Below are 25,776 nucleotides of genomic sequence, written 5' to 3' on the forward strand. Positions count from 1 at the left end.
CAGTGCAATCCAACGCGAAAAAGAACAGGAACCAAATCCATGGTGAAGCCGATGCGCCTCGCGGCAACGACCGCCGCGACGATCGCCTTGATGGTGGGTGTCGCCCATGCCGATGAAGGCATGTGGACGCTGGACAATGTGCCGACAGCGGCAATCGCCAAGGCGACCGGCTTCACGCCGGACCCGGCCTGGCTGAAGAAGGTGCAGCTTTCCTCGGTGCGTCTGGCCGGCGGCTGCTCCGGCAGCTTCGTGTCCGGCGAAGGGCTGGTGATGACCAATCATCACTGCGTCGCCGACTGTGTGGCCGAACTGTCCAGCGCCAATGATGACGTGCAGGCCAACGGCTTCCTGGCCAAGGACCGCGCCGATGAGCGCAAGTGCGCCGGGATCGAGGTCAACCAGTTGACCGACATCATCGATGTAACCGACAAGGTGAACAAGGCGACCGCCGGCAAGAATGGGCAGGATTTCGCCAATGCCCGCCGCGCCGCGCTGACCCAGATCGAAAAGGAATGCGCCGGCAACGATGCGTCGCTGCGTTGCGACGTGGTGACCCTCTATCAGGGCGGCCGCTATAATCTCTATAAGTATCAGCGCTATCAGGATGTGCGGCTGGCCTTCGCGCCGGAAGCCGGCATCGCCGCCTTTGGCGGCGACCCGGACAATTTCAACTTCCCGCGCTATTGCCTGGACATGTCGCTGCTGCGCGTCTATGGCGCCGACGGCAAGCCGCTGAAGAGCCCCAACCATTTCAAATGGTCCAAGCAGGGCACCAAGCCGGGTGAAGCCACCTTCGTGTCCGGCCATCCCGGCTCCACCTCCCGCCAGCGCACCATCGCAGAGCTGGAATTCGTGCGGGATGAGGTGGCCACCTCCTACCTGTTCCATGCGCAGGAGCGGCGTGGCCGCCTGATCGAATTCGGCCGGGAGAATGCCGATCGCCGCCGTGAGGCGTTTGAGCCGCTGGCCCATACCGAAAATGGCATCAAGGTCTGGCATGGTCGCCAGCAGGCCCTGGCCGACAAGGAGTTCTTCGGCGCCAAGGTGAAGGCCGAACAGGAACTGCGGGCCAAGATCGCCGCCGATCCCAAGCTGTCGGCCGAGGTGGGCGATGCGTTCGAGGTGATCGCCAAGGCCCAGGACCGCTATGCCCAGCTGTTCCCACGTTACATTATGCTGGAACGGATGCGCGCCTTTGACAGCGATCTGGCGGGCTTTGCCCGTTCGCTGCTGCGTGCCGCCGATGAAAGCAAGCTGGCCAATAATGACCGTCTGCGGGAATTCAGCGATGCCCGCCTGCCGGCCTTGAAGCAGCGCCTGTCCAACCCGGCCCCGGTCCATAAGGACCTGGAAATCGCCATGCTGTCCTTCTCCCTGACCAAGCTGCGGGAGGCGTTCGGCCCGGACGATGCCATCGTCAAGGCGGTGCTGGGCAAGCAGTCGCCCGATCAGGTAGCCAATGCCGCCATCACTGCCAGCAAGCTGTCTGACCCGGCGGAACGTCTGCGCCTGTTCGAAGGCGGCAAGGCCGCCATCGATGCGTCCGACGATCCGCTGATCAAGCTGATGAAGGCCATCGATCCGGCCGCCCGCGCTGCCCGCAAGGCCGTGGAAGAGGAAGTGGAAGCCCCGGTGGAGCAGGCCCAGGCCCGCATCGCCAAGGCCCGCTTCGCCATCTATGGCGACAGCGTCTATCCCGACGCCACCTTCTCGCTGCGCCTGTCCTACGGCAAGGTGCAGGGCTGGGAAGAGCTGGACGGCCATCAGGTGGAACCCTACACCACCTTCGCCGGTGCGTTTGAGCGCGATACTGGTGCCGCCCCGTTCGACCTGCCGACCCGCTGGGATCAAGCCAAGGGCAAGGTCAACATGTCCACGCCGTTCAATGCCGTGACCACCAATGACATCATTGGCGGCAATTCCGGCTCCCCGGCGCTGAACAGCAAGGCTGAGGTGATCGGTCTGGTGTTCGACGGCAATATTCACAGCCTGTCGGGCGACTATGGCTATGAGCCCAAGCGCAACCGCACGGTGATGGTGGATGTGCGCGGCATGACGGAGGCCTTGCGCAACGTCTATGGCGCCGACCAGTTGATCAAGGAACTGGGGGTGAAGTAATCGCTCCCCATCAACCCGCTGGCGTCCCCGTATCGGGATGCCAGCGGGGCATCATTATCAGCGGAAAACCCTGTCATCGGGCATCCGTTTTTCCGCGATGAAGCGCTCAACCCGTTGCCGGGGGCCGGGTTGCTGGTTGACATCTGCCAAATCCCGCGACTGGATCAAGAAATCCAGCATCATTTTCCGGGATTTCTGGTCCTTCATCCGATTATAGAAGGCCGCCTTGGCAACATATCCCCAATACAGATAGGCTCTGCGGCAGATATTCAGCGTTTCGTTCTGGCTGTACATTGTCTGCATCATACTATCCAATTTTTGGATGGAACCGGCATTGGCCCTTTCCGGCAGGGAATGGATGATGAAAACCTCCAACAGATAGTTGGTATTGAACCGCAGAACCTGTCGCCGGTAAAATTCATCACGGGGTATTTTTTCGGCATTCGGGCCGTCAATCGCTCTTGTCTGTCGGTTTTCGGTTTTCCGGATGTCCGCGATCAACTCTTCGATTTCCTCCGGCTTTGCCGCCCCCCGATACGACAGCCAGGACAGGGCATTCAGAAGAGAAAGGCGATATTCGATCCGCTGCCAGAAAGCATCACTGGAGAAAATATCCTCCGGGATTTGATCCACAAGCGTAGCAGCGGCTCGCAACTCGCTCACCCCCTCCTTAACGATGTTAATGTCATTGATTTGGATGCCGTATTTGGTAGATGAATATCCGAATAAGTACCTAAACATTCCTTCATCTCTGATCGTCCAATACTCTTTTTTGCTGTTTATTATTGCGTCATTGAATATATTTTTAAAAAAAATATATTCAATATCTTTCACATCATCTTTATTTGATAGATCATGATGGATTGTATTTTTGTAGAAAAGTGACAACTCTCCCAGGTTTTCAAGTTTTCTTGGATCATTCAACCAAGGTTCAGGCCTGTCGCGTGATCTATCACGACTAAGCCACTTTATCACCTTTTCATAATGATTTAAGTCGTAGTACCCACCACGGAATTCGTACCCAGATGAGTTATCATTCGGATCAGAATTGCCATCACAAGCAAGGTCTGGGGACCATATAAAAGCGTATGAAATAGAAGGAAAAAATAAAATAATCAATAAAAAAATTATAGAAAAATTTATCTTTTTCATTTTCCACTCTGCAAAATTTACCAAAATAATAATATATTATTTCATACATTTAAAAAAACAATCAAGAAATAAAAATATATGGAAGCCATATGCCAGAAATCATACGCAACATCTATAACGCTGACAGACTGGTCAGGTAACTGGAGGTTAAGTGAGCACCCCGCCCCCCCATCCACCTGGGAGAGGCGACGCCCTCACTTTCCATGTCCGCACATGAGGCGCTGACGGAAGCGCCAACGATCAGGGTAAACTTGTTCCTGCGCTCAGGGTTGCCCCTTTGGATGTTGAAATTTTACTACATCTTACTGTAGTTTTTTGAGAAAGATGCGATCAATTCTGACTTCTTATTCCAATTTAAATGCGACAATACGCCGCACCTTCCCTTCCGGCGGTACTAACAGACAACGGTATGGCTGGCAAAACCCGCAGCCCGCCTATGTTGCGGCGCACATAATGCGAATTTCTTCTTATTACGAGTTGGTAGCAATTTACCTTGCTTCATTACACAGCACAGCTTGACAGCGCATTCTTCGGTAAGCCACCCTAACACCCGTTAGCAGGAGCACATGGGAGAGACCGGCCTTGGCCGGCGCCGAAGGAGCAACCGCCCCGGAAACTCTCAGGCAAACGGACCATGCGGCTCGGGATTACAATCTGGAAAGTGACGGAAGCTGCGGCTGGCCGTCCGCCGACGGGGTAATACTCTCAGGCACAAAAACAGATGGGGCGCCGAAAAGCACGGAAACCGCTTTGGGGGCGCAGCCATGTCCATCACCAGTTGATCCCTGACGCCCGGATTGCGGGCGCACTCTCCGCATCGACCATCATATCAGCATGACCTGCCGACGGCGGGGACCGCTATTTCCATGTCGCCCAACAGCGGGCGGCCAAGGAAGAGCTGTGCCCTCTGCATAATGATCGGCGGGCTTGCCCGAGCAGGGAAGCAAAATGAACAGAATCCTCAAGGCGGCGCTGCTGGGCAGCGGTTCCGCGATTACTCTTCTATGGTACACCAGCAGCCTGGCACAGCCGGCCGATCCCAACCTGCTGGCATCCCCGGCCACCGCGGCCACCGCCGCGGCCGCCCCAGCCCTCACCGACACGGATGAGCTGGACGAAATCGTCGTCACCGGATCGCGGCTCAGTTCGGAATATAACAGCCCCAATCAGGTGCAGGTGATCAAGGCGGAGATGGCCCGCAATGCCGGCGCCTTCGATACGGCCAGCATCATCAACCGCGCCGTGGCGGCCATGGGCACGCAGCAGGTCAATAACCGCCTGTCCGCCACGGGGGCCGGCGGCATGGTGGTGGATGGCGGCAATAATGCCCAGACCATCGGCCTGCGCAACCTGGGAGCCGGGCGCACCCTGGTGATGCTGAACGGTCACCGCTTGACGCCCGCGGGTACGGGCAGCCGGGTGGGTCAGGTGGACCTGAACACTATCCCTTCTTCCATTATCGACCGGGTGGAGGTGCTGACGGGCGGCGCCTCCTCCATCTACGGGTCGGACGCCATTGCCGGCGTGGTCAATATCATCCCCCGCCGCACCTCGGCCGGGCTGGAAATGAATCTGGACGGCAATGTCTCCCAACATGGCGGGGGCAATTACTTTCAAGGCTCCATGTTCTGGGGTCAGAATTATGGCGACGGTTACATCAATATCGGTGCGGAATATCGCCGCCAGGAATCCCTGAAGAACCGTCAGCGGTCCCGCACATCCTGCGCGCAGGATTATGTTTTTGATGCCGCCACCGGCCAGCGTGCCGATTTGCTGGATGCCAGTGGCAATATCAAGTGCCGCAACCTGAACCCGACCGGCATCTTTTTTGATTACAGCTTCTATGGCGGCTGGTTCCAGTATGACCCGACACCGGGCAACCCCGCCTATCCGGCCACAGCACTGGGTCTGCGGGCCAGCCTGCCGGATTGGGTGCGGGCGGCCCGTGGTGGCTATCCAGAGACCTATACCTACGGCACCAGCGACAGCCCCGCCTATCAGAATGCCGACAGTATCGCCCCCCTGGAAACCGGCAGCCTCTATGTCTCCGGTGCCTATGATATCAGCAATGAAGTGGAGGCCTATGGCAATCTGCTGCTGAACCGGCGCGTCTCCTCCTCCGACACTTGGCAGTTCCTCTATCCGCTGCTGTCCCCGACCAACCCCAATAATACGGTGGCAAAGGGGCTGATCCAGGCGAGCAACGGGTCATCGACCGGGCTGGTGCAGCCGCAGATGAATATGGGGCAGTATCAGCGCCAGACGGTGAATTATGGTCAGGCCACCGGCGGCCTGCGCGGCACGCTGGACATGCCGCTGCTGAACCGCAAATGGTCCTGGGATGTCTCCGGCCATGCCGGCCGGTCCGATGGCCGCTACAGCAGCGATTTTTTCTATAATGACCGGCTGGACGCCGCCACGGCGCCGGGCGTGGCCTGCGACCCATCCCGCATCACCATTTCCGGCCCCGCCACTTGCGTTTCCATCCCCTGGCTGTCCAAGCGCTTCCTGGTAGATCAGAACTGGACCCAGGAAGAACGCGACTTCCTGATGGGGCGGGAGACGGGGCGGACCAAATTTGATCAGGCCGGCATTGACGGTTCCATTTCCGGTTCACTGTTCGATCTGCCGGCGGGGCCGCTGGATGTGGCCACGGGCTTTGCCATCCGCTATCAGCACCTGAACGACACGCCGGGGTACAATGCCCGCAACGGCAATTACTTCGCCTCCTCCACCGCCGGGATCACCAAGGGTTCCGATACGGTGCAGGAATTGTTCGGGGAAATCGGTGTGCCGCTGCTGGCCGATCTGCCGCTGGTGGAGAAACTGAGTTTCACCGGTTCCGGCCGTTACACGAAATATCGCAGCTTCGGGTCGGATGAGACCTATAAGGCCGGGCTGGGCTGGACGGTCGCCCCCTGGATCGCCCTGCGCGCCAGCACCGGCACGTCCTTTCGCGCACCCTCGCTCTATGAACTTTATCTGGCCAACCAGCTCAGCTTCTATTCCTATATTGATCCCTGCCGGCGTTATGGCGACAGTGCCACCGCCACCGTCACCGCGAACTGCACCGCTCAAGGTTTCGCGCCCGATTTCGATCCGGCCAATAGCGGCATCACCGCCGTTACCGGCGGTGGCAAGGGACAGTTGGAGGCGGAGACCTCCCGCAACAAGAGTGTCGGCATTGTGCTGACGCCCGCCTTTGCCAACCTGAATGTCGCGGTGGATTATTACAGCATCGCCGTGAATAATGAGGTGGCGTCCTATGGTGTCGGCAGCATCATCAACCGCTGTTACAATAACCCCACCTTCCCCGGTAACAGCTTTTGCGCCAAGATCATCCGCGACCCGACCACCCGCGCCATTACAGTGGTCGATGACCGGCTGGTTAATCTGGCCCGGCAGACTCAGCGTGGCATCGATCTCTCCCTGAACTTCCGCCAGCCCACCGATTTCGGCAGCTTTGGCATTGATGTGCAATGGAACTGGGTGCTGGAAAATACGCTGCGCCGGGATGAAACCTCTTACGAGGATCGCAACGGCCTGTCCGGCAACCCCAAGACCACAGGTTGGGTGGAAGCCAGCCTGAACATTGGGAAATGGACGGGCTTTTACGGCTTCAACTTCATCGGCCCCACCAACGATGCCAAATATTACGACAATGGCAATCTGTTCACCTATTGTGGTGCCTATGCCGGGCGGACCCAGCCCGGCAACCGCAATGACTGTCTGAAGGTGACGGAGAAGCTGAAAGTCGGCAGCTATATGACCCATTATGTCAGTGTGAAATATCAACTGGTCGAAGATATGTTCGCTCAGCTCGGCGTCACCAACATGTTCGACAAGAAGCCGCCGGTGATGGGGTCCGACAGTTTCACCTATCGCACCGGGTCGGTCCCCAGCAACCTGTATGATCTGCGGGGCCGTACCATCACCTTCCGCTTGGGCAAGACCTTCTGAGGTCGGCTATAAAGCCGGCGGCCACCGCCTTGGCCGCCGGTATGTTTCGCGCGATAAAGAAGATCAGGGAGAGGGTTTTGCGCCTGTTGAACATTCGCATGAAGGGTTGGTTGCTGGCCGGATGCGCTGTGCTGGGCTTGGCCAGCATCGTCCAGGCGGGGCAGCCCCGGCTGCTGCGCTACCCGGATATCCACGGCAATCAGGTGGTCTTCTCCTATGCTGGGGATTTATGGATCGCCGCAACCGATGGCGGGGCGGCCCGCCAGTTGACCAATGGGCCGGGGCTGGAGCTGTTCCCGAAATTCTCCCCTGACGGCAAATGGATTGCCTTTACCGGCCAATATGGCGGGGATGAACAGGTCTTCATCATCCCGGCCAGCGGCGGCGCGCCGCGCCAGCTGACCTGGTACCCCGCGCGCGGGCCAATGGCCCCGCGCTCAGGCAGCGATAATCAGGTGACGGGCTGGAAGCCGGACGGGTCGGCCGTGCTGTTCCGGTCCTTCCAGGATGTACCGCAGGCCACCGATTCCCGGCTCTATACCGTTTCAGTGGATAATGGCACGGTGGAAACCCTGCCCATGGCCCGCAGCGGCAGCGGTACCTTCTCCCCTGATGGGAAGAAGCTGCTCTTCTCCCCGCTGTTCCGCGATTTTCGCACCTGGAAGCGTTATCAGGGCGGTTGGGCACCTGATCTCTATATCGCCGATCTTCAGAACCTGACGCTGACCAACATCACCAACACGCCGCGTACCGAGCGTGACCCGATGTGGACCGACAAGGGCATCTATTACCTGTCCGACCAGGACGGGCACATGAACCTGTATCAGGCCGGCGCAGACGGGGCCAATCCCCGTAAGCTGACCGATTTCACCGAGGATGGGGCCGACTTCGCCAGTGCCGACGCGGCGGGTGATGTGGTGATGCAGTTCGGCGCCGGCCTCAGGCTTTACGAAGCAAAAACCGGCAAGGTCCGGCCGCTGGATATTGACGTTCCGGCCACCGATGTCGACCGGATGCCGCGTCTGGTCGGGGGGACAGAAACGCTGGAATGGAGCGCCCTGGCCCCTGACGGGCAGCATGTGGCGATCATCAGCCGTGGCGATATTTTCATCATGCAGTCCGACCAGCAGGGGGCCGTGGTCAACCTGACCCACAGCCCCGGCGCGCATGACCGTGATGCCGCTTGGTCGCCCGATGGCGGGCGCATCGCCTATTTCTCCGATGCCAGCGGGGATGAGGAAATCTGGGTGGTGCCCGCCGGCGGCGGCACCCCCCGGCAGGTGACGAAGAACAGCCAGACCCGCTATTACCGCCCGGTCTGGTCGCCCGATGGCGCGCATCTGGCCGTGCTGGACCGCGAAGGTACCCTGTTCAGCATAGACATGACCAATGGCGAACGCCGGAAGGTGGGCAGCACCAAATCCTGGGATCTGCGCCAATATGAATGGTCGCCTGATGGGCGCTATCTCGCCTATGCCGAGTTACAGCCCAACGATATGCGCACCCTGCGCATCTGGGATTCGCGCAATGGCCAGACCGTCACCGCCACCGATCCCGCCTATGACAGTGGGGAACCGGTCTGGTCGCCGGATGGGCGCTATCTGGCCTTCCTGTCCGTGCGCGATGTGAACCTGCAGATCAGTGAGACCGAGTGGAACTTTGCCGCCACCCGGCAGACACGGCTTTATCTGCTGGCCCTGCAAAAGGACACACCCAACCCCTTCCCCAATGGCAGCCCCGCTGGCACCGAACCGGACAAGGGCAAGGACAAGGCGCCGGAGAGCCCGCCGCCGGTGGATATGGACGGGCTGGCCGACCGGCTGATCCCGGTACCGATCGGCAAGGATAATTACAGCGATCTGAATTTCGGCCCCGGCAACAGCCTGTTGTACCGCATCAGCGATGCCGCCAGCTTCGGGCAGGACGGGCCGGGCCAGAGCACGCTGTTCACCCTGTCGCTGGGCAAGGAGAAGCCCAACAAGATCACCGGCGACCTGATGGGCTATGAGCTGGATCGCCGGCAGCAGACCATCCTGCTGCGGCAGGGCAAGGCCGATCTGCGCGTCGCCGGCATCAGCCCCGGTGGGCTGGCAGGCGAGCCCAAGCGCCTGGAGCTGGAGCGCATCAACCTGCGCATCGACCCGCCGCAGGAATGGGCCGCCGTGTTTAACGAGGCCTGGCGGCTCTATCGGGATTATTTCTATGATCCCGGAATGCATGGCCATGACTGGAAGACCATCGGCGATCATTACCGGGCCATGCTGCCGGCCCTGGGCAACCGGGCTGACCTGAATTACATCCTGGGCCAGATGATCGGCGACCTGAATGTCAGCCACGCCTATGCCAATGGCGGTGACCAGGAACTGCCCAAGCGACCCGATACCGGCCTGCTGGGCGCCCGTTTCACCTTCGACAAGGCGGCTGGGCTGTGGCGGATCACCAAGGTTTTTGAAGGGGACAGGGCCGATCCGCTCTACCGCTCGCCGTTGAACGCGCTGGGCAGCAAGGTCCGGCTGGGGGAATTCCTGCTGGCCATTGATGGCGTGCCCCTGGATGCCAGCACCCATCCCTATCAGGCCCTGGCCGGCAAGGCGGGACAGGTGGTTGAACTGGCGCTGGGCCAGTCACGCAATGTGGAACGCCGCCTGCTGGTCCGCACCCTGCGCAGCGAAGCACCCCTGCTGCGCCATGAGGAGCGGCTGGCGGCCCAGCGGCTGGTGGAGAAACTGTCCGGCGGCCGCGTCGGCTATGTGCATATCAGCGACATGACCAGCAACGGCCTGACGGAATTCGTCAAAGACTGGTATGGCCAGTTGCGCAAGGATGGGATCATCATCGATATCCGGGGCAATACCGGCGGCAATGTCTCCCGCATGATTCTGGAGCGGCTGTTGCGGCCAGCCTTCACACGCGGCTTCGTGCGCGGCGTGCAACAGCCGCAAACCTATCCCTGGGGCGGTTATACGCAGGTCTTTACCGGGGAAATGGCCATGCTGGTCAGCGAGACCACCATGTCCGACGGCGACACCATGGCCTGGACCTTCAAACAGACCGGACGCGGGCCGCTAATCGGCAAGCGCACCTGGGGCGGGGTGATCGGCATCGGCGATCTGGGGCCGCTGCTGGATGGCGGCAGCGTGACGGTGCCGCAATATGCCCTGGCAGGCCCCAAGGGCGAATGGATCGTGGAAGGCGAAGGCGTCACCCCGGATATCGAGGTGGATTTCGACCAGCCGGCGATGCGGGGCGAACCGGATGCGCAACTGGTTACCGCCGTGCAGAATGTGCTGTCGCGCATCAAGGGCCATCCCGGCGATCTGGGCGGCCCCCAGCCCTATCCGGTGAAGCCGTAACCGGAACTGCGGCCGGCGTTGTAATACTCAGTTGCCTTGATCAGAACCTATAGGTTCTGATCAAGGCCCTCAATCGCCGGCGCCAACATCCGTTGGCTTGGCTTCACGCGGCACGTGCCGCGCGGCGGCGGTCGCCGCCGTACCAAGTTGCGATGAGTTCACATCATCGCAACTTGGTATAAGCGCCGGCCGCAGCAGTTTCACACTGTGTTTATTGTGCCGTCTTTTCCACCAGATCCAGACGGGCACGATAGGGATCATCGACAAAGCGCGGGCCTTCCTGGGTGAAGTCCAGGATCTTGTCAGCCTTGGGATCATAGGGCCCCCAGGCCGGGCCGCCCTTGGCCGACGGCACGCCATCGCGCGCGAAGGAAACGAAATATTCATGCGCCGCCTTGGACGTCGCCTCGTCCGCCGGCGTCACCTGCCCCGGATAGCGCACATTGATGGTGCGGAAGAAATAGGGGATTTCGCTGGCGTGCATGGCACCCGGCGTCTTCGCCCGGATGGAATCCGCGACATAGGAGAAGCGATAGGCAAAGGTCGGCACACCCCGCGCCACGGCGGCGCGGGCAACATAGCGGGCCGGCTCAATAAAGCCGCGATCGCCCATGATCTTCCAGATCACCATCGTGTCATTGGGGGCGGCATACAGGTTCTTGGCCTGCTCCGCCAGGGGGCCAAAGCTGGCCAGCACCGGTGCTACATCCTTGCCCATCGGGAAGCCATCCATGCCGGTGGCGCCCACCATCACCGGCACCTTGGTGGACCCGCCACCTTCGGCCAGGATCAGGGCCGGGTCGCGCGTCACCAGCTTGCCATCAACAATGGGGCCGGTCATGGTGCGCGGGCCGGCGGTGAAGAGGGATGCCATGCTGGCATCGGCCACCTTGTCCGCCGGCAGGGCGCGCAGGGCCTTCAGGCCGGCCGGTCCCTCATCCGTCACCCCGACGGATTGGGCGAAGGCAAGCCCGACCTTTTCCGCGGCACCCAAATCCAACATGCTCATCAGGCCGCCGGGGCGGCCGCCGCCGGACATGGCGATGGTCTTGGCGAACAAGCCCTTGGCCGGCTCCAGCGCCTGCAGCACATTCACCGACCGGCCGCCGGCCGATTCCCCGAAAATGGTGACATTGGCCGGATCGCCCCCAAAGGCGGCGATATTACGCTTCACCCATTCCAGGGCTGCCACCTGATCCATATAGCCGAAATTTCCCGTCGGCTTGCCCCCCGCCTCCGCCGTCAGGGCCGGATGGGCGAAGAAGCCCAGACGGCCGATCCGGTAATTGGCGCTGACCAGAATGACGCCGCTTTCGGCAAAGGCGCTGCCATCATAGACACCGGGCGAGGTGCCGCCATTGACGAAGCCACCGCCATAAATCCAGAACATCACAGGCAGCTTGGCCCCTGGCTTGGCATTGGCCGGTGCCCAGACATTCAGATAAAGGCAATCCTCCCCCACCGGGCCGCCCAGCGGGGCGGCATCGCCGGGGAACGGCACCTGCTGGCAATCATTGCCGTAATCCTTGGCCGGTCGCACCCCCTGCCAGGGGGCGACCGGGGCCGGGGCCCGCCAACGCAGATCGCCGACCGGCGGGGCCGCGAAGGGGACGCCCTTGAAGGCCAGCACCTTGCCCTGCTCCACCCCTTCCAGCGTACCGGAAGACACCTTCACTTGCGGGGCCGCTGCCAGCGCCGTGCTGGCCAGCAAGGGCAGGGCAATGGCGGCGGCAATCAATCGACGTAGCATCAGCAGAACTCCAAGCTTCAGGAACCGTGACGGAAACCGATTTTGTAAAGCGGATCGCCGCTGTCAGCCGGCAGGGCCGGCGACTGTTTGGCCACCGACTGCATGTTGGACGGCAATTCGAACGGCAACCGGCCTTGTGGTGCCACCTTGCCGGTCAGCGCATCGAACAGGGCCGCATCGGTGGCCCCGAACTCGGCAATCAAGGTGGCTGCGTGCGGCTTGATATTGGTCAGGATGGCGGGACGGTCCATGTAAACTGTGACGATCACCGGCACCTTGGCCGCCGCCTGGCGCACCAGGGCCAACCCGGCATCACCTTCCTTGAAATCAATGTCGCCCTCATGCTGCATCCGCCCGAAGAAATGGTTGGGATGCAGGGTCTGGAACGGGGTTTTCAGACGGATCAGGGCGATATCCGCCTGATCCGGGCTGGCCACGATGGTGAAACCGGCGGCCTTGGCCGCAGCCTCATCCACGCCATGGATGAACAGGCGCTTGCCCCCGCCCGCCGGCAAAGGGGCCGGGCCCAGGCGGTTTTCCAGCATCACCAGCGCCTTGGCCTGCACCTGCCGCCCCTCTGCCAGCACATCGGCACGGCCGATGATCCCAGGGGCCGCAGCCGGATCGACGAACGGGTTTTCGAACAGGCCCTGTTCGAACTTCAGTTCCATGATGGTGGCGACCGCCGCATTCAGCCGGCTTTCCGGCAGCAGCCCCTGTTTCACCGCCGCCAGCAGCGGCAGGCCATCATTGACACCGCCGAACTGGTCAATCCCCGCCAACATGCCCTTGGCATAGCGCTGCGGCTGGGTCAGATCCTCCACACCCCAGGGGGTGGCGATATCCTTGGGCTGCTGCGGCGGGTTGCCGGTGCGGCAACTTTCATTACAGTCATTGGTGATGGCCCAGTCCGACAGGATCAGGCCCTTGAATTTGTGCGTGCCGCGCAGCAGATCGGTCAGCATCTGCTTGTTATAACCGCCGCTGACGGCTTCCACCGGCTTGCCATCCAGGCTCAGGCCCTTCTGGATGGTGTAAGTCGGCATCACGCCGGTCACACCCGCCTCAAACGCACCCAGGAAGGCGGCGACATGGCGGTCAAAGCCGCCCCTGGTGAAATCGGTGAAGCGGCCATAATAATTATGCCCGTCAAACCCATCGATCTGGGCGCCATAGCCCACCCAATGTTTCACCACGGTAGTGACACCACCGGGGGCCAGGCCCTTATCACCCCCCTGCATCCCCTGCACATAGGCTTTCACCTGTGCCGCCACGCGGGCCGGGTCTTCGCCGAACGTACCGTTGATGCGCGACCAGCGCGGTTCGGTGGCCAGATCAGCCTGCGGCGACAGCGCCATATGGATTCCGACGGCGCGATATTCCGCCCGGATGCGATCAGCGAAATGCCGGGTCAGTGCTGGATCATCCAGCGCGCCAAAGCCCAAGGTTTCCGGCCATTGGGAAAAACCGCTGGCCTTTACACTCGCCCCACCCACCACCTGGAAATGGTTGCGCGGATCGGTGCTGATGGTCAGCGGGATGCCCAGGCGGGTGCCGGCGGCGATCATCTGCAGGCGATTATTTTCCGCCGCGAAATCGGCGGGTGCGATGGCCATGCGGGTGATCAGGCTGTTGACATGCTGGTCGCGGATGATCGCTTCCGCTGCGGGCGTATCATAAGCCGGGCCGGGCGACAGCGGCCCGCCCTGCACCGGGGCCGTACCATGCACAGCAGCCCCGGCCTTTTCCTCCAGCGTCATCCGCGCCACCAGATCGGCGGCGCGGGCCTGCGCTGACAAGCGCCAATCTTCAAAAGGCGAGAGTTTGCCGTCACGGTCCAGGTCGCGGAAACGCAGACCATCGACGTTCACCTGCGCCCCTTCGGCCGGCAAAACCGGCTGCTGCGGGGCGGCAAAGGCAGTCAGGGCCGCGAACGGTAAAACGCCCAGAAGCAGCAGGCGCTTGAATTGCTTATGCATTTGTTTCCTCCCTGCTGCCGGTTAAATCACGAAACTGTTGAAACTGTCCGCCGGCAGCAGCGCACGCAGTGTCTTCGCCCCCAGCGTCAGGTGCAAGGGCATCGGTTCCGCCATATCGTTCTGGGCAACGATGACAATCCGGTCATCCGGGTTGCGGAAGGCCAGCAGGTTTTCATAACCGGCATAGGAGACGGTAGCGATCCGCTTCGCCCCGGGCTGCACGAAATGGCTCAGATGTTTGAAAACATGGTAATCCGGGTTGAAGCGGTGGTTGCCCGCATCATCCACGCTGATCATGGAATTCTGCGCCCAGCCCCAGCTGCTGAGACCATTCCGGTCAGCGGCGATGTTCCAGTAATCATAGACAGAGGCACCGGCGCGCAGGAAATCCTTCATCATCTGCCAGGTGAAGCGGGCGAAGCGCCAATCATTCAGGCCGTTGCCGCATTCCTGTTCGGACTGGTAAATCTTCAGTTCCGGATGGGCGTGGTGGATGAAGGGGATAGCCCCCCGCCCCGCCCATTGCGCGCCCACCCCCTTGATGTGCGGCTGCACCTTGGGATCGGCATAGACCTTCTCAAACATGCTGGCATCGGCGCGTTCCAGCGTACCAAAGAAAATATCGGTGCCGCTGCCCTGCAGGGCTTCTGCCAGATACGGGATGAAACGGGCCAGCCCGGCTGGCGTCCAGGTGCAACTGGGGAAGACCTGGGCAGAATTGAACTCGTTCTGCGGCATCACCATGCCGATGGGCAGGCCCAGCTTGCGGTATTCATCGACGAAACGGCGGAAATACAGGCCATAGGCGCGGAAATAACGCTCCTCCTGGATGAAGGTATCCTGCCCCTCCTCCCGCACCTGATCATCGCGGATGCCATTGTCCGGCAGGCCCATGCGCGGTTTGGCGGTGGCGTAATGGCCGTTGGTCTTCATCCAGGTCGGTGGCGACCAGGGCGACGCCCACAATGAAAGGTCGGGACAGCGCTGACGGGCCGCGCGGATGAAAGGAATGATCAGGCGATGATTGCGGGCGATGGAGAATTTCTCCATGCCGAAATCGCCGGCGGTCTCGTTATGGGAGTACCAGTCCAGCGCATAATCATTGGCGCCGATGGGGATGCGGCAGATGCGCAGATTGGCCCCTTTGCCGGGGGTGAACAGTTCCTCCAGCACCTCAGCGCGCGCCGTCGCCGATAGCAGCGACAGGGCCTGCCAGCCACGTTCATGGATGCAGCCGCCAAAGCCCTCAATGGTCTGGAACATCTGATCCGCCTGTACCATGACATGCAGATCGGTAACCGAGGTGAGATTGATCAACGGCAACTGGCCCGGCATCGCCTGCCAGGGCTTATCCCTGGTGGTGGAAACCCAGGTCACCGGTACTTGCCCTGTGGCTGGGGGACCGTGATCCGCAGCGCGCGCCTGTTCTTGTGCCATGCTGGGTGTGGTGGTCGCCGCCGCTAAAGCGGCAAACCCCAGGCCACACAGGATGGCGCGGCGGTCAACACCGTCGCTGTTCTCTTCTGTCACGGCGCATCCTCCCGCATTATTCTTCTTGGCCGTCATCCGGGCGGGACATTGCCCGCCCGGACCGAGGCAAAAATCAGGGCTTCAGCGTGCGTTCTGCCACCTTGGCCTTGCCGGACAGAACCGTGGTGCTGGCCGAGGGGCCGACCACCACATCATAGTCACCGCCGGCAATGTGCCACTGACGGCCCTTTTCATCAAAACGGGCCAGCAGGCGCGGATCGGCCTTGATGGTGACGGTGCGGCGCTCACCCGGCTTCAGGTCGATCTTCTCGAACCCGATCAGGCGCTGCAGCTTCTGACCATTGGCGCCGGCCAAATAAATCTGCGGGGCGTCCTTGCCCTGCAGCTTGCCGGTATTGGTGACCTGGAAGCTGACCTCCAGCGTCTCCCCGCCCTTCACCTTCAGCTTGTCATAGGCAAAGGTGGTGTAGGACAGGCCGTGGCCAAACGGGAACAGCGGCTTCATCCCCTTCGCCGCGAAACGACGATAGCCCACGTCGGAACCCTCCTCGTAAACGACGTCGAACTGCTGCTTGCTGGGCAAGCCCCAACCGGGCAAATCCTGGCGCGGATACTGGTCCAGGCCAGTGGGGAAGGTCACCGGCAGACGGCCGGAGGGGTTGACCTTGCCGGTGATGACATCGGCAATGGACTCACCACCCTTCTGGCCGCTGTACCAAGCCGCCAGCACCGCGCCCGTCTTGTCCAGCCAGGGCATGGCAACCGGGCCACCGGTTTGCAGCACGACAATATTGTTGGGATTGGCGGTGGTCACCGCCTCGATCAGTTCATTCTGGCCCTGCGGCAGGGAGATATCGAAGGCATCGGCACCTTCCGCCATCCACTGGTTGGCGAAGACGATGACGATGTCAGACTGCTTGGCCAGCGCGGCGGCGGCGGCCGGATAACGCCCGTCATTGAAGGTGACGGTGGCGTCCGGCAGCCGCTCCTTCAATGCCTTCAAGGGCGAGGAATTGTGGAACACCTGGCGCATCCACATGGCCATCATGCCTTCCCCACCCACGGGGATGGACGCCGGATTGCCGCCAATGCTGGTCACCTGCGACGAACCGGCACCCGACAGCACGCCGGCATCGGCATGGCCGCCGATGACAGCGATCTTCTTGGCCCCGCCAGCCAGCGGCAGCAGCCCCTTCTGATTGGTCAGCAGCACGATGCCTTCATCGGACACCTGCTTGGCAATCGCCGCGTGGGCATTCAGGTCCACCGAAGGGGTGCCCGGCTTGCCGTCGAACAGGCCGGCGGCAAACATGGAACGCAGGATACGGCGCGACATGTCGGACAGGCGTTCAGCCGGTACCGTGCCGGCGGCGACCGCCTGCTTCAGCGGTTCGCCAAACCAGATTTGCTGGTCCAACTGCTGGCCGGACTGCTGGTCCAGGCCCTTCAGGGCGAAATCGGTGGCGTGCACAGCACCCCAATCCGACATCACCCAGCCCTTATAGCCCCAATCACCCTTCAGCACCTTGTTCAGCAAGTGATCATTGCCACAGGAATAATCACCATTCACCAGATTGTAGGCGCACATCACGGAGCCGGGCTGGCCGCGTTCGATGGCAATCTGGAAGGCCAGCAGGTCGCTTTCGCGGTGGGCCGCCTCGCCAATGATGGAATTGGCCCAATGGCGGTTGGTTTCCTGGCCATTCAGGCTGAAATGCTTGACGGTGGAGATGATATTCTGGGCTTCGATACCCCGGATGCTTTCACCGGCCAGCGTGCCGGCCAGCAGCGGGTCTTCCCCCAGATATTCGAAATTACGGCCATTGCGCGGGTCACGTGCCAGATTGACGCCGCCAGCCAGCAGCACGTTGAAGCCCTTGGACGCCGCTTCCTTGGCGATCGCCGCCCCGCCATCATAGGCAAGCTTGGGATTGAAGGTGGAGGCCAGGGCCAGACCGGACGGCAGGGCCGTGGCTGTATCGCCGGGGCGGGCATTGCCAGGGTTGGTGACACCCAGGCTGGCGTCGGTTTCCTTCAGGGCGGGAATGCCCAGGCGCGGCACGCCGGGGATATAGCCGGCACCGGCGACGGCCCCTTCCGGGATCGGTGGCGCACCGGGGAAGGTCAGCGCCATCGGGCCATGCAGCAGGCCGATCCGTTCATCCAGCGTCAGTTCGGCATCCAGCAGCCGGGCGCGTTCATCGGGTGACAGTTTATTATTCTGCCAGGCCCCCTTCACCTGCGCCATCGTCCCGCCGGCAAATGCCGTCAGGCACAGGCTGGTCGCCAGTGCCGCCTTGAACGCTTGATGAACCTTCATCGCTGATCTCTCCTGTGATTCTTTAAAAAAGAGGCGCGGGGGAAAGCGGTCGGAAGGACAGCCCCGGCCGCCCTACTCCCCGCGCCCAGAGGGGACTGTTAGAATTCGATACCGAACCGCACGCCATAGGTGCGGGGCGGCGCATAGAAGTCGCCACTGCCATTGCTGGCCAGACCGGTCGTCGCATTGGGGCCGGAGTTGGTGAGCACGTCCTTGTCCTCAAGATTGCGGACATAGGCCATCACGTTCCAGCTTCCCTCTGCCGGGGCATAGGTCATGGTCAAGTCCGTCTTGGTGAAGGACTTTTGTTTGTTCTCAGAGAATCCATGATATTCCAGGTACTTGGCGCTTTCAAAATGTGTCTGCACCCGCGCCGTCAGGCTGGCACCATTGGCCAGATCGAACTGATGCTGATAGCCCAGATTGATCGACCATTCCGGTGTGCGCGCCATTTCACAGCCGGAGAAATCGGCGGCGCGCGGTGCCGGCTTGCTGTAATCGGCGCGATAGCAGCGCGCGATATTGGCATTGGCAACATTGTTGGAGAAGGCATCCCCCTTGGGCAGCAGGAAATCCTTATAGCGCGCATGGAGCCAGGAAACGCTGGCATCGATGCGGTCCTGCTCGGTCAACAGGAAGTCGGTTTCCAGTTCCACGCCATAGATTTCCGCCTTTTCTGCATTCAGCGTCACCGTTGCATCCTGCCCGGCAATGGTGCCGACGGCAGAAATCTGGAAATCCCGATAGTCATAATAGAAGCCGGACAGGTTCAATTGCAGCCGGTTATCCATGAAGCGGTTTTTCATCCCGACTTCATAGGAGGTGATGCTTTCCGGCTTGTAATCATTTGGCGGCAGACCGTCATAATAACCACCCGCCTTATAGCCAGTGGCAAAATTTGCATAGACCATGCTGCCTTCGGCCAGATCATAGTCGATGCCAGCGCGCCAGTTCACCTTGTTCCACTTATTGTCAGACACGTTCAGTGTCACCACACCGGTAATCGCACCGACATTGTTGGTGAAATAGGTGCCGCCATTGCGGCCCTTCTTGTCTTCGGTATAGCGGACACCACCGGTCAGGCGCAGCGCCTCGGTCACCGACCATGTGGCCTGACCAAAGAAGGCCGTGGTTTCCGCCGTCACCTCTGGCTGGATGAAGGACAGGTAATTATTGTTGGCCAGGAAGATACGGAAATCGACGTCATTATCTTCCTTGAAACGATAAGCGCCGACTACCCATTTCACCGGCCCGGTCTCACCACCCAGGCGCAGTTCATTGGACCAGGTTTTATCCACGCCGTAGAAATAATTCGGGGCATTGGTGGCCACATTCTCCCCACCCCGATCATCATTGGCGTAGTTATAGCCGAACAGATAGGTCAACTGGGCCCAGTCCAGGTCCAGATTAACCTCTGCCCCCGTGCTCCAGTAGGTGTTGTTGCGATAGGTATTGACGGTGGAAATGGTCTTCCACGGGTCGCTGGTGCGGGCCGGATAGGCCACATCGCCGCCGCCGGCCCCACCGCTGCTGAGATAGTCGCCCCGCAGATTGATGGTCAGCCGGTCTGTCGGCGTCCACAGGGCCTGCAGGCGGGCGGACTTGTCATCCTTGTCATATTTGTCATTGCCGGCGGTGGGGCCGGTATTGATTACCTTCTGATAGCCATCATGGCGGATGGTCTGGAAGGCCCCGCGTATGGCCAGTGTTTCATCCAGCGGCACATTCAGCACGCCAGAGGTGGTCAGCGCATTATAGTTGCCGAACTCCACCGAAGCCGACCCTTCCAGCTTCTGCGTCGGCCGTTTGGAAATGACATTGATGGCGCCCGCCGTGGCGTTACGGCCATAGAGCGTCCCCTGCGGACCGCGCAGCACTTCCACCCGGTCGATATCATAGAACAGGGCGCCAGTGGCCGTGGCGCGGGCAATATAAATACCGTCAATATGATAGGCAACGGCCGGGTCGCCCACCTCCGTCACGTTGGAACTGCCGATGCCGCGCATGAAAATCTGCGAGGCGCCGCCGCCACTGTTGGTGATCTGCAGGCTGGGCACCTGGGCGGAAAGATCGACAACGCTTTTGATACCCTGGCTTTCCAGCCCCTCGCCGGTAATCGCGGAAACCGCCAGCGGCGTTTCCTGCAGATTTTCAGCCCGGCGCTGCGCGGTCACAACAATCTCCTCAAGTTGCAGGCCATCGGCCTGCTGTGCCAGAGCCGGCAGGGCCGGCACCAGAATGGCCATGGCCGCACCGGCCATCAGACGGGACTTCCGCATCACTGTCTCACTCCCTTTCATTTGTTTACCCTTGTTCGGGGGGAGTTGTGGACGCACGCTCGCATTCGCTGACCACCTGCTGGTCATACGGTTGAACAGAGACAGACAAGTCCTTCCGGAAAAGCGATGGTTTCCGGTTTATCTCTATCTCAGCGCATAGGGGGACGGCCCGCGAAGGGTCAGCCCCTTCGGACGGCGAAAATGCTCTCACACACGTTTCAACTCCCCTGCCTGGCCCCGTTATCGGGGTCTCATGCATCGCCGGGACAGGTTGATGACAACGTTGTCCCGCACTATATGTTTGCCGGCTGGTGACCGGAATTGTTACCTAGCACTGTTTAGTAAACGGAGCAACCGAAAATGTCCATCGTTGTCCCCATTTTCCGTTCTTAAATTACCTAAACATATTTATCAGAGCAATATGATGATAAAAATCCCCACCAATCCGCAACGGGAGCGGCTGTGACCAAGCCAACAATCCATGATGTGGCGCGGGCTGCCGGCGTCTCCATCAAAACCGTCTCCCGTGTGCTGAACGGGGAACCAAAGGCCAGCGCCGCCACGCGGGAAAAGGTGATGGAGGCGGTCAGCGCCTTGAATTACTCACCAAACCTTTCGGCGCGCAGCCTTTCTGGCTTGCGGAATTACATGATGGCCTTCGTGCTGGGCGGGGAGGCGCAGAAACCGTCCCTGTCCTTGCAGAATGAATATATCGCTGCCTTGCAGGTGGGGGCGGTGACAGCCGCCAGGGAGGCCGGTTATCACCTGCTGGTGGAACCGCTGGGCATGGCGGTGGAGGGGTTCAAGGAACGGGCGCGGCGGCTGATCGCCATGCCGGCGGTGGATGGCTTCATCTTCATGCCGGGTCTGGCGGATAATCCGGATATGCTGGAACTGCTGATCCAGCGGCCCGGCACCTATGTCCGGGTCAGCCCGGGCCGGGACGTGCCATCCCTGCCGGCCACCGTGCGCATCAATGATTATCAGGCCGCCTTCGATATGACCCGGCATCTGCTGGATCTGGGGCACCGGCGCATCGCCTTTGTGCAGGGCCTGCCCGGCTATGGCTCGGCGGAATTACGGTTCGAGGCTTTCCGCGATGCGATGGCGCAGGTTGGCGGACATGATCCAGCTTTGCTGCGCCCCGGTGCCTACAGTCTGCAAAGCGGGCGGGAGGCGGGGGAATCGCTATTGTCGCTGGCGACACCGCCGACCGCCATCTTTGCCGCCAATGATGCCATGGCCATGGGCGTGATGGCGGTGGCGCATCGCCGGGGTATCCGGGTGCCGGATCAGCTTTCTGTTGCGGGAATCGATGATATCCCCATGGCAGCGGCCGTCTGGCCCTCGCTCACCACGGTGCGGCAGCCGCTGATGGCCATGGGGGCGGCGGCGGCACAGTATATTATTGCCCGTTCCCAGGGCCGGCATGACACGCCGCCGCCGGCCACCTTCCAGCATGAACTGGTGGTGCGGGAATCAACCGCACCACCGCAAGGGTAATCAGAAGGGGATCAGGCTGTCGCCATCCGCCCGCGCAGGGTCATGATGGCAGCCGCCCCGCCGGCCGAGAGCACCACCGGCACCATGCACAGCGCCACCCCGGCAGGGCCCCAACCCTGGCCCAGCAGGTGGCCGGCGACCAGCGGGCCGGCAATGGAACCCAGCCGCCCCACCGCAATGGCCGCCCCTGTCGCCAGTCCCCGGATCGCCGCCGGGTAATAGAGCGGAATGATGCCATAGAGCGAATATTGCGCCCCCAGCAGGAAGAAACCGGCCAGTCCTGCATAGGCCAGCACCGGCACAATGTCGTTGGCCTGGGCCAGCCCGAACAGGGAGAGCGCAACACAGGGATAGGCCAGGATGATCGGAATGCGGGCGCCATAGCGGTCAACAAGCGCGCCGATGATTAGCGATCCGGCAACAGAACCGACATTGAAGGCAAAGGCCGCCTGCGCCCCGGCCCCTGCCCCCAGCCCCTTGGCGGAAACCAAGGAGGGCAGCCAGTTCAGCAGCAGATACAGCACCAGCAGCGTCATACCAAAGGTGAACCAGGCCAGCGCCGTGATCAGCCCGCGACCCTCGCGGAACAAATCCACCGGGCCGGCAGCACTCTGCGCGGCCTTCGGCGCCGGATTGCTGGCCGGCATCAGCCAGATCATGGCCGGGATCAGCAGCAGGGGCGCAATGCCGCCGGCCAGAAAGATGCTGTGCCAGCCATATTGCTTCAACAGGCTGGCGGCAAACAGGGCGGCCAGCGCGCCGCCCACCGGCATCCCACTGAACATCATAGTGATGGTGCGGGTGCGCCGCTCCGGCGGGGCCATTTCAATGGCCACCGCGATCAGGCTGGGCATCGCCGCCCCCATGCCGGCCCCGGCGAACAGCCGATAGAGGCTGAGGGCAACCGGCCCGTTGGCCACCAGCGTGGCCAGGGTGAACAGGCCGAAAATGGCGACACAGGCCAGCAGCAGCGGCTTGCGCCCCATGCGGTCGGCCAGCCAGCCGCCCGTCAGCGCCCCGGCCACCAGCCCGACCATGCCTGCGCCGAACACCAGACCGGCCTGGCCGGGTGTCAGCCCCAGGTCGGGAATCAGATAGGGGGCGGCCACGCCAATGGCCTGGATATCGAACCCTTCCAGCAGCGCGATCAGGAAACACAGGAAAACGGTGACGGCGCTGAAACGCGGCGCCGTGTCTTTCACGTGCATGGGGAACCTCCCGGGTCCGTCCCGTCTGTGCCGACGGGTTGCTTGATCATTAAGACGCAGCCTAACAGACTTCGTTACAGGTTATAATCATTAATTTGTTGCATCCTTACCCAACAACGCCATTCTTAAGATGGATCACGTCTAGAATGGCGGAAACCTGCCGCTTCGGCGAGGTACGCAAGGCCGCAGAGCACCATGATCAGCTACGGGCGAAATAAGCTGCGGCTGGCAAACAATCCCCTTGCGGCGTTAATAGTTATAGTTCATAACATAATTCACTTGAGGCCGAATGGCCCATGGACGGGAGGATGTGAGCAATGGCACCCAATCTTGATGCCGCCCTGCTGATTGGCGGGCAATCCTTGCAGGCCGCCGATGGCCGCAGCTTTACCCGCCGCAACCCGCTGACGGGGGAGGTGGCCAGCACGGCCGCCGCCGCTAGTCTCAGCGATGCAGCGGCAGCAGCGGAAGCGGCAGCAGCCGCCTTCCCCGCCTGGTCGGAAACCGGCCCCAATGCGCGCCGCGCCCTGCTGTTGAAGGCGGCGGATGCGCTGACGGCCCGGATGCCGGATTTTGTTGCTGCCATGGCCAATGAAACCGGCGCCACCGCCGGCTGGGCTGGCTTCAACGTCACGCTGGCCGCCTCAATGCTGCGCGAGGCCGCCTCCCTGACCACCCAGATCAACGGGGAGGTGATCCCGTCCGACAAGCCCGGCTGCATCGCCATGGCGGTGCGCCAACCGGTCGGCGTCATCCTGGGCATCGCGCCGTGGAATGCGCCGGTGATCCTGGGCGTGCGGGCCATCGCCACCGCGCTGGCCTGCGGCAATACGGTGATCCTGAAGGCATCCGAACTCTGCCCCCGCACCCATGCGCTGATCGGGGCTTCCCTGGCCGATGCCGGTTTCCCGGCCGGCGTGGTCAATGTGCTGACCAACGCACCGGAAGATGCCGGGGCCATCGTTGGCGCACTGATCGATCATCCGGCTGTGCGGCGGATCAATTTCACCGGCTCCACCCGCGTGGGCCGCATCATCGCCGAGCGGGCGGGCCGCAATCTGAAGCCGGCCCTACTGGAGCTGGGCGGCAAGGCCCCCTTCCTGGTGCTGGATGATGCCGATCTGGACGAGGCGGTGAAGGCCGCCGCCTTTGGCGCCTTCTTCAATTCCGGTCAGATCTGCATGTCCACCGAGCGCATCGTGGTGGATAACAAGGTGGCGGATGATTTCGTCGCCAAGTTCGCCGCCAAGGCTGCCACCCTGGTGGCGGGCGACCCGCGCCAGGGCAATACGCCGCTGGGTTCCGTTGTCGATCCACACGCGGTGACCAGCATTCAGTCGCTGATCGATGATGCCGTGTCGAAGGGCGCCAAGCTCTATCAGCCGCACGCCACCCAGGGCACGCTGATGTCGGCCACCATTCTGGACCATGTCACCCCAGAAATGCGGATTTACGGGGAGGAAAGTTTCGGCCCTGTCACCACCATCGTGCGGGTGGATGGGGAAGATGCGGCGGTAAACACCGCCAACGATACTGAATATGGCCTGTCGGCTGCCATTTTCACCCGCGATGCGGCGCGCGGCCTGCGACTGGCCCGCCGCATCCAGTCCGGCATGTGCCATGTCAATGGCGCCACCGTGCATGATGAGGCGCAGATGCCCTTCGGCGGCGTCAAGGATAGCGGCTATGGCCGGTTCGGCGGCAAGGCCGGCATCGACAGTTTCACTGAGCTGCGTTGGATCACCCTGGAAACCAAGCCGGGCCACTTCCCGATCTGACACCACAATTCTGATAAGGACAAAAAAATGAGCGACACGGTTGCTTTCGACGTTGTGGACGGCATCGCCTGGGTCCGTTTCAACCGCCCGGACAAGCGCAATTGCATGAGCCCGACCCTGAACCGCCGCATGATGGAGGTTCTGGACGAGCTGGAATACCGCCAGGATGTCGGTGTTCTGGTGCTGTCGGGTGAGGGTACTGCCTGGTCTGCCGGCATGGACCTGAAGGAATATTTCCGCGAGACGGAAGCCAAGGGGCTGGGCGCCACCCGTCAGGCCCAGCGGGAGGCCTATGGCTGGTGGCGACGCCTGCGCTGGTACCAGAAGCCGACCATCGCCATGGTCAATGGCTGGTGCTTTGGCGGTGGTTACGGCCCGCTTTACGCCTGCGATCTGGCCATTGCTTCGGAAGAGGCAAAGTTCGGCCTGTCGGAAATCAACTGGGGCATCTTGCCGGGCGGTGGTGCGACCAAGGTGGTGGTCGACCTCATCCCCCTGCGCGATGCCATGTACCATGCCCTGACCGGGGAAGCGATCGATGGCCGCAAGGCCGCCGAATGGCGTCTGGTGAATGAAGCGGTGCCGGCCGACCAGTTGAAGGACCGGGTGACGGCCCTGGCCAAGGTGCTGCTGGAAAAGAACCCTGTTGCCCTGAAGGCCACCAAGGATGCCGTCCGCCGGGTCAAGGAAATGACCTACGACAATGCCGAGGATTATCTGGTCCGCGCGCAGGAAGCGGCCAATTCCTACGACAATGACGGGCGCAAGGAAGGCATCCGCCAGTTCATTGACGAGAAGAGCTACAAGCCGGGCCTGGGTGCCTACAAGCGTTGAAAGGGACCGGGGCAGCGGGGCGCTGCCCCCCTTTCTCCTGAGAGAAGGACG

Annotated in this window: 13 protein-coding genes and 1 riboswitch; of the genes, 6 read left to right on the forward strand and 7 right to left on the reverse strand. The window is 61.5% G+C overall.

Annotated features, from left to right (window positions below; all coding sequences use genetic code 11):
- Positions 1 to 39: 39 nt before the first annotated feature.
- Positions 40 to 2,118 carry a S46 family peptidase gene (locus CHB97_RS07195; protein ID WP_200819848.1) on the forward strand — a complete coding sequence of 693 codons (2,079 nt, stop codon included), beginning with the start codon at positions 40 to 42 and terminating at the stop codon, positions 2,116 to 2,118.
- A 57-nt stretch (positions 2,119 to 2,175) separates the two neighbouring features.
- Here the strand turns inward: CHB97_RS07195 and CHB97_RS25805 are convergent, their stop codons facing one another.
- Positions 2,176 to 3,270 carry a hypothetical protein gene (locus tag CHB97_RS25805; RefSeq protein WP_143270754.1) on the reverse strand — a complete coding sequence of 365 codons (1,095 nt, stop codon included), beginning with the start codon at positions 3,268 to 3,270 and terminating at the stop codon, positions 2,176 to 2,178.
- 557 nt (positions 3,271 to 3,827) lie between these two features.
- Positions 3,828 to 3,915: riboswitch (glycine riboswitch) on the forward strand.
- Between the two features lie 303 nt (positions 3,916 to 4,218).
- On the opposite strand from CHB97_RS25805, the gene CHB97_RS07205 reads away from it, so the two are divergent.
- A complete protein-coding gene (locus CHB97_RS07205; RefSeq protein WP_089287267.1) occupies positions 4,219 to 7,230 on the forward strand; it encodes a TonB-dependent siderophore receptor in 3,012 nt (1,003 codons plus the stop codon).
- A 98-nt stretch (positions 7,231 to 7,328) separates the two neighbouring features.
- Positions 7,329 to 10,583, forward strand: coding sequence for a S41 family peptidase (locus CHB97_RS07210; protein WP_160105645.1), 3,255 nt, complete (start codon positions 7,329 to 7,331; stop codon positions 10,581 to 10,583).
- A 211-nt stretch (positions 10,584 to 10,794) separates the two neighbouring features.
- On the opposite strand, the gene CHB97_RS07215 is transcribed toward CHB97_RS07210, so the two are convergent.
- From CHB97_RS07215 to CHB97_RS07235, 5 genes are all read right to left on the reverse strand, one after another.
- Entirely contained in the window at positions 10,795 to 12,333 is a 1,539-nt protein-coding gene (locus CHB97_RS07215; protein ID WP_200819849.1) for a carboxylesterase/lipase family protein, read from the reverse strand.
- A 17-nt stretch (positions 12,334 to 12,350) separates the two neighbouring features.
- Positions 12,351 to 14,312 carry a glycoside hydrolase family 3 N-terminal domain-containing protein gene (locus tag CHB97_RS07220; protein WP_089287270.1) on the reverse strand — a complete coding sequence of 654 codons (1,962 nt, stop codon included), beginning with the start codon at positions 14,310 to 14,312 and terminating at the stop codon, positions 12,351 to 12,353.
- A gap of 21 nt (positions 14,313 to 14,333) precedes the next feature.
- Entirely contained in the window at positions 14,334 to 15,842 is a 1,509-nt protein-coding gene (locus tag CHB97_RS07225) for a glycoside hydrolase family 30 beta sandwich domain-containing protein (RefSeq protein ID WP_200819850.1), read from the reverse strand.
- A gap of 73 nt (positions 15,843 to 15,915) precedes the next feature.
- A complete protein-coding gene (locus CHB97_RS07230; protein ID WP_089287271.1) occupies positions 15,916 to 18,123 on the reverse strand; it encodes a beta-glucosidase in 2,208 nt (735 codons plus the stop codon).
- A 98-nt stretch (positions 18,124 to 18,221) separates the two neighbouring features.
- A complete protein-coding gene (locus CHB97_RS07235) occupies positions 18,222 to 20,402 on the reverse strand; it encodes a TonB-dependent receptor (protein WP_089287272.1) in 2,181 nt (726 codons plus the stop codon).
- Positions 20,403 to 20,864: 462 nt separating this feature from the next.
- On the opposite strand from CHB97_RS07235, the gene CHB97_RS07240 reads away from it, so the two are divergent.
- Positions 20,865 to 21,905 (forward strand): LacI family DNA-binding transcriptional regulator, encoded by a 1,041-nt coding sequence (locus tag CHB97_RS07240; RefSeq protein ID WP_089287273.1) that lies wholly within the window; start codon positions 20,865 to 20,867, stop codon positions 21,903 to 21,905.
- Positions 21,906 to 21,916: 11 nt separating this feature from the next.
- Here CHB97_RS07240 and CHB97_RS07245 read toward each other — a convergent pair whose 3' ends face one another.
- The gene (locus tag CHB97_RS07245; RefSeq protein WP_089287274.1) at positions 21,917 to 23,113 is read right to left on the reverse strand and encodes an MFS transporter; all 1,197 of its coding nucleotides are present in this window, start codon (positions 23,111 to 23,113) and stop codon (positions 21,917 to 21,919) included.
- A gap of 317 nt (positions 23,114 to 23,430) precedes the next feature.
- Between CHB97_RS07245 and CHB97_RS07250 the strand changes: the two genes are divergently transcribed.
- Positions 23,431 to 24,891 (forward strand): aldehyde dehydrogenase, encoded by a 1,461-nt coding sequence (locus CHB97_RS07250; protein WP_089287275.1) that lies wholly within the window; start codon positions 23,431 to 23,433, stop codon positions 24,889 to 24,891.
- A gap of 27 nt (positions 24,892 to 24,918) precedes the next feature.
- A complete protein-coding gene (locus CHB97_RS07255; RefSeq protein ID WP_089287276.1) occupies positions 24,919 to 25,725 on the forward strand; it encodes a p-hydroxycinnamoyl CoA hydratase/lyase in 807 nt (268 codons plus the stop codon).
- Positions 25,726 to 25,776 lie beyond the last annotated feature (51 nt).

Origin of the sequence: Azospirillum sp. RU38E (assembly GCF_900188385.1) — a bacterium.
Classification (GTDB): Bacteria; Pseudomonadota; Alphaproteobacteria; order Azospirillales; family Azospirillaceae; genus Niveispirillum.

Coding starts and splice junctions, on each gene's coding strand:
- CHB97_RS07195 (WP_200819848.1), top strand. CDS start 40: ATGGTGAAGCCGATGCGCCTCGCGGCAACGACCGCCGCGACGATCGCC.
- CHB97_RS25805 (WP_143270754.1), bottom strand. CDS start 3,270: ATGAAAAAGATAAATTTTTCTATAATTTTTTTATTGATTATTTTATTT.
- CHB97_RS07205 (WP_089287267.1), top strand. CDS start 4,219: ATGAACAGAATCCTCAAGGCGGCGCTGCTGGGCAGCGGTTCCGCGATT.
- CHB97_RS07210 (WP_160105645.1), top strand. CDS start 7,329: ATGAAGGGTTGGTTGCTGGCCGGATGCGCTGTGCTGGGCTTGGCCAGC.
- CHB97_RS07215 (WP_200819849.1), bottom strand. CDS start 12,333: ATGCTACGTCGATTGATTGCCGCCGCCATTGCCCTGCCCTTGCTGGCC.
- CHB97_RS07220 (WP_089287270.1), bottom strand. CDS start 14,312: ATGCATAAGCAATTCAAGCGCCTGCTGCTTCTGGGCGTTTTACCGTTC.
- CHB97_RS07230 (WP_089287271.1), bottom strand. CDS start 18,123: ATGAAGGTTCATCAAGCGTTCAAGGCGGCACTGGCGACCAGCCTGTGC.
- CHB97_RS07235 (WP_089287272.1), bottom strand. CDS start 20,402: ATGCGGAAGTCCCGTCTGATGGCCGGTGCGGCCATGGCCATTCTGGTG.
- CHB97_RS07245 (WP_089287274.1), bottom strand. CDS start 23,113: ATGCACGTGAAAGACACGGCGCCGCGTTTCAGCGCCGTCACCGTTTTC.
- CHB97_RS07250 (WP_089287275.1), top strand. CDS start 23,431: ATGGCACCCAATCTTGATGCCGCCCTGCTGATTGGCGGGCAATCCTTG.
- CHB97_RS07255 (WP_089287276.1), top strand. CDS start 24,919: ATGAGCGACACGGTTGCTTTCGACGTTGTGGACGGCATCGCCTGGGTC.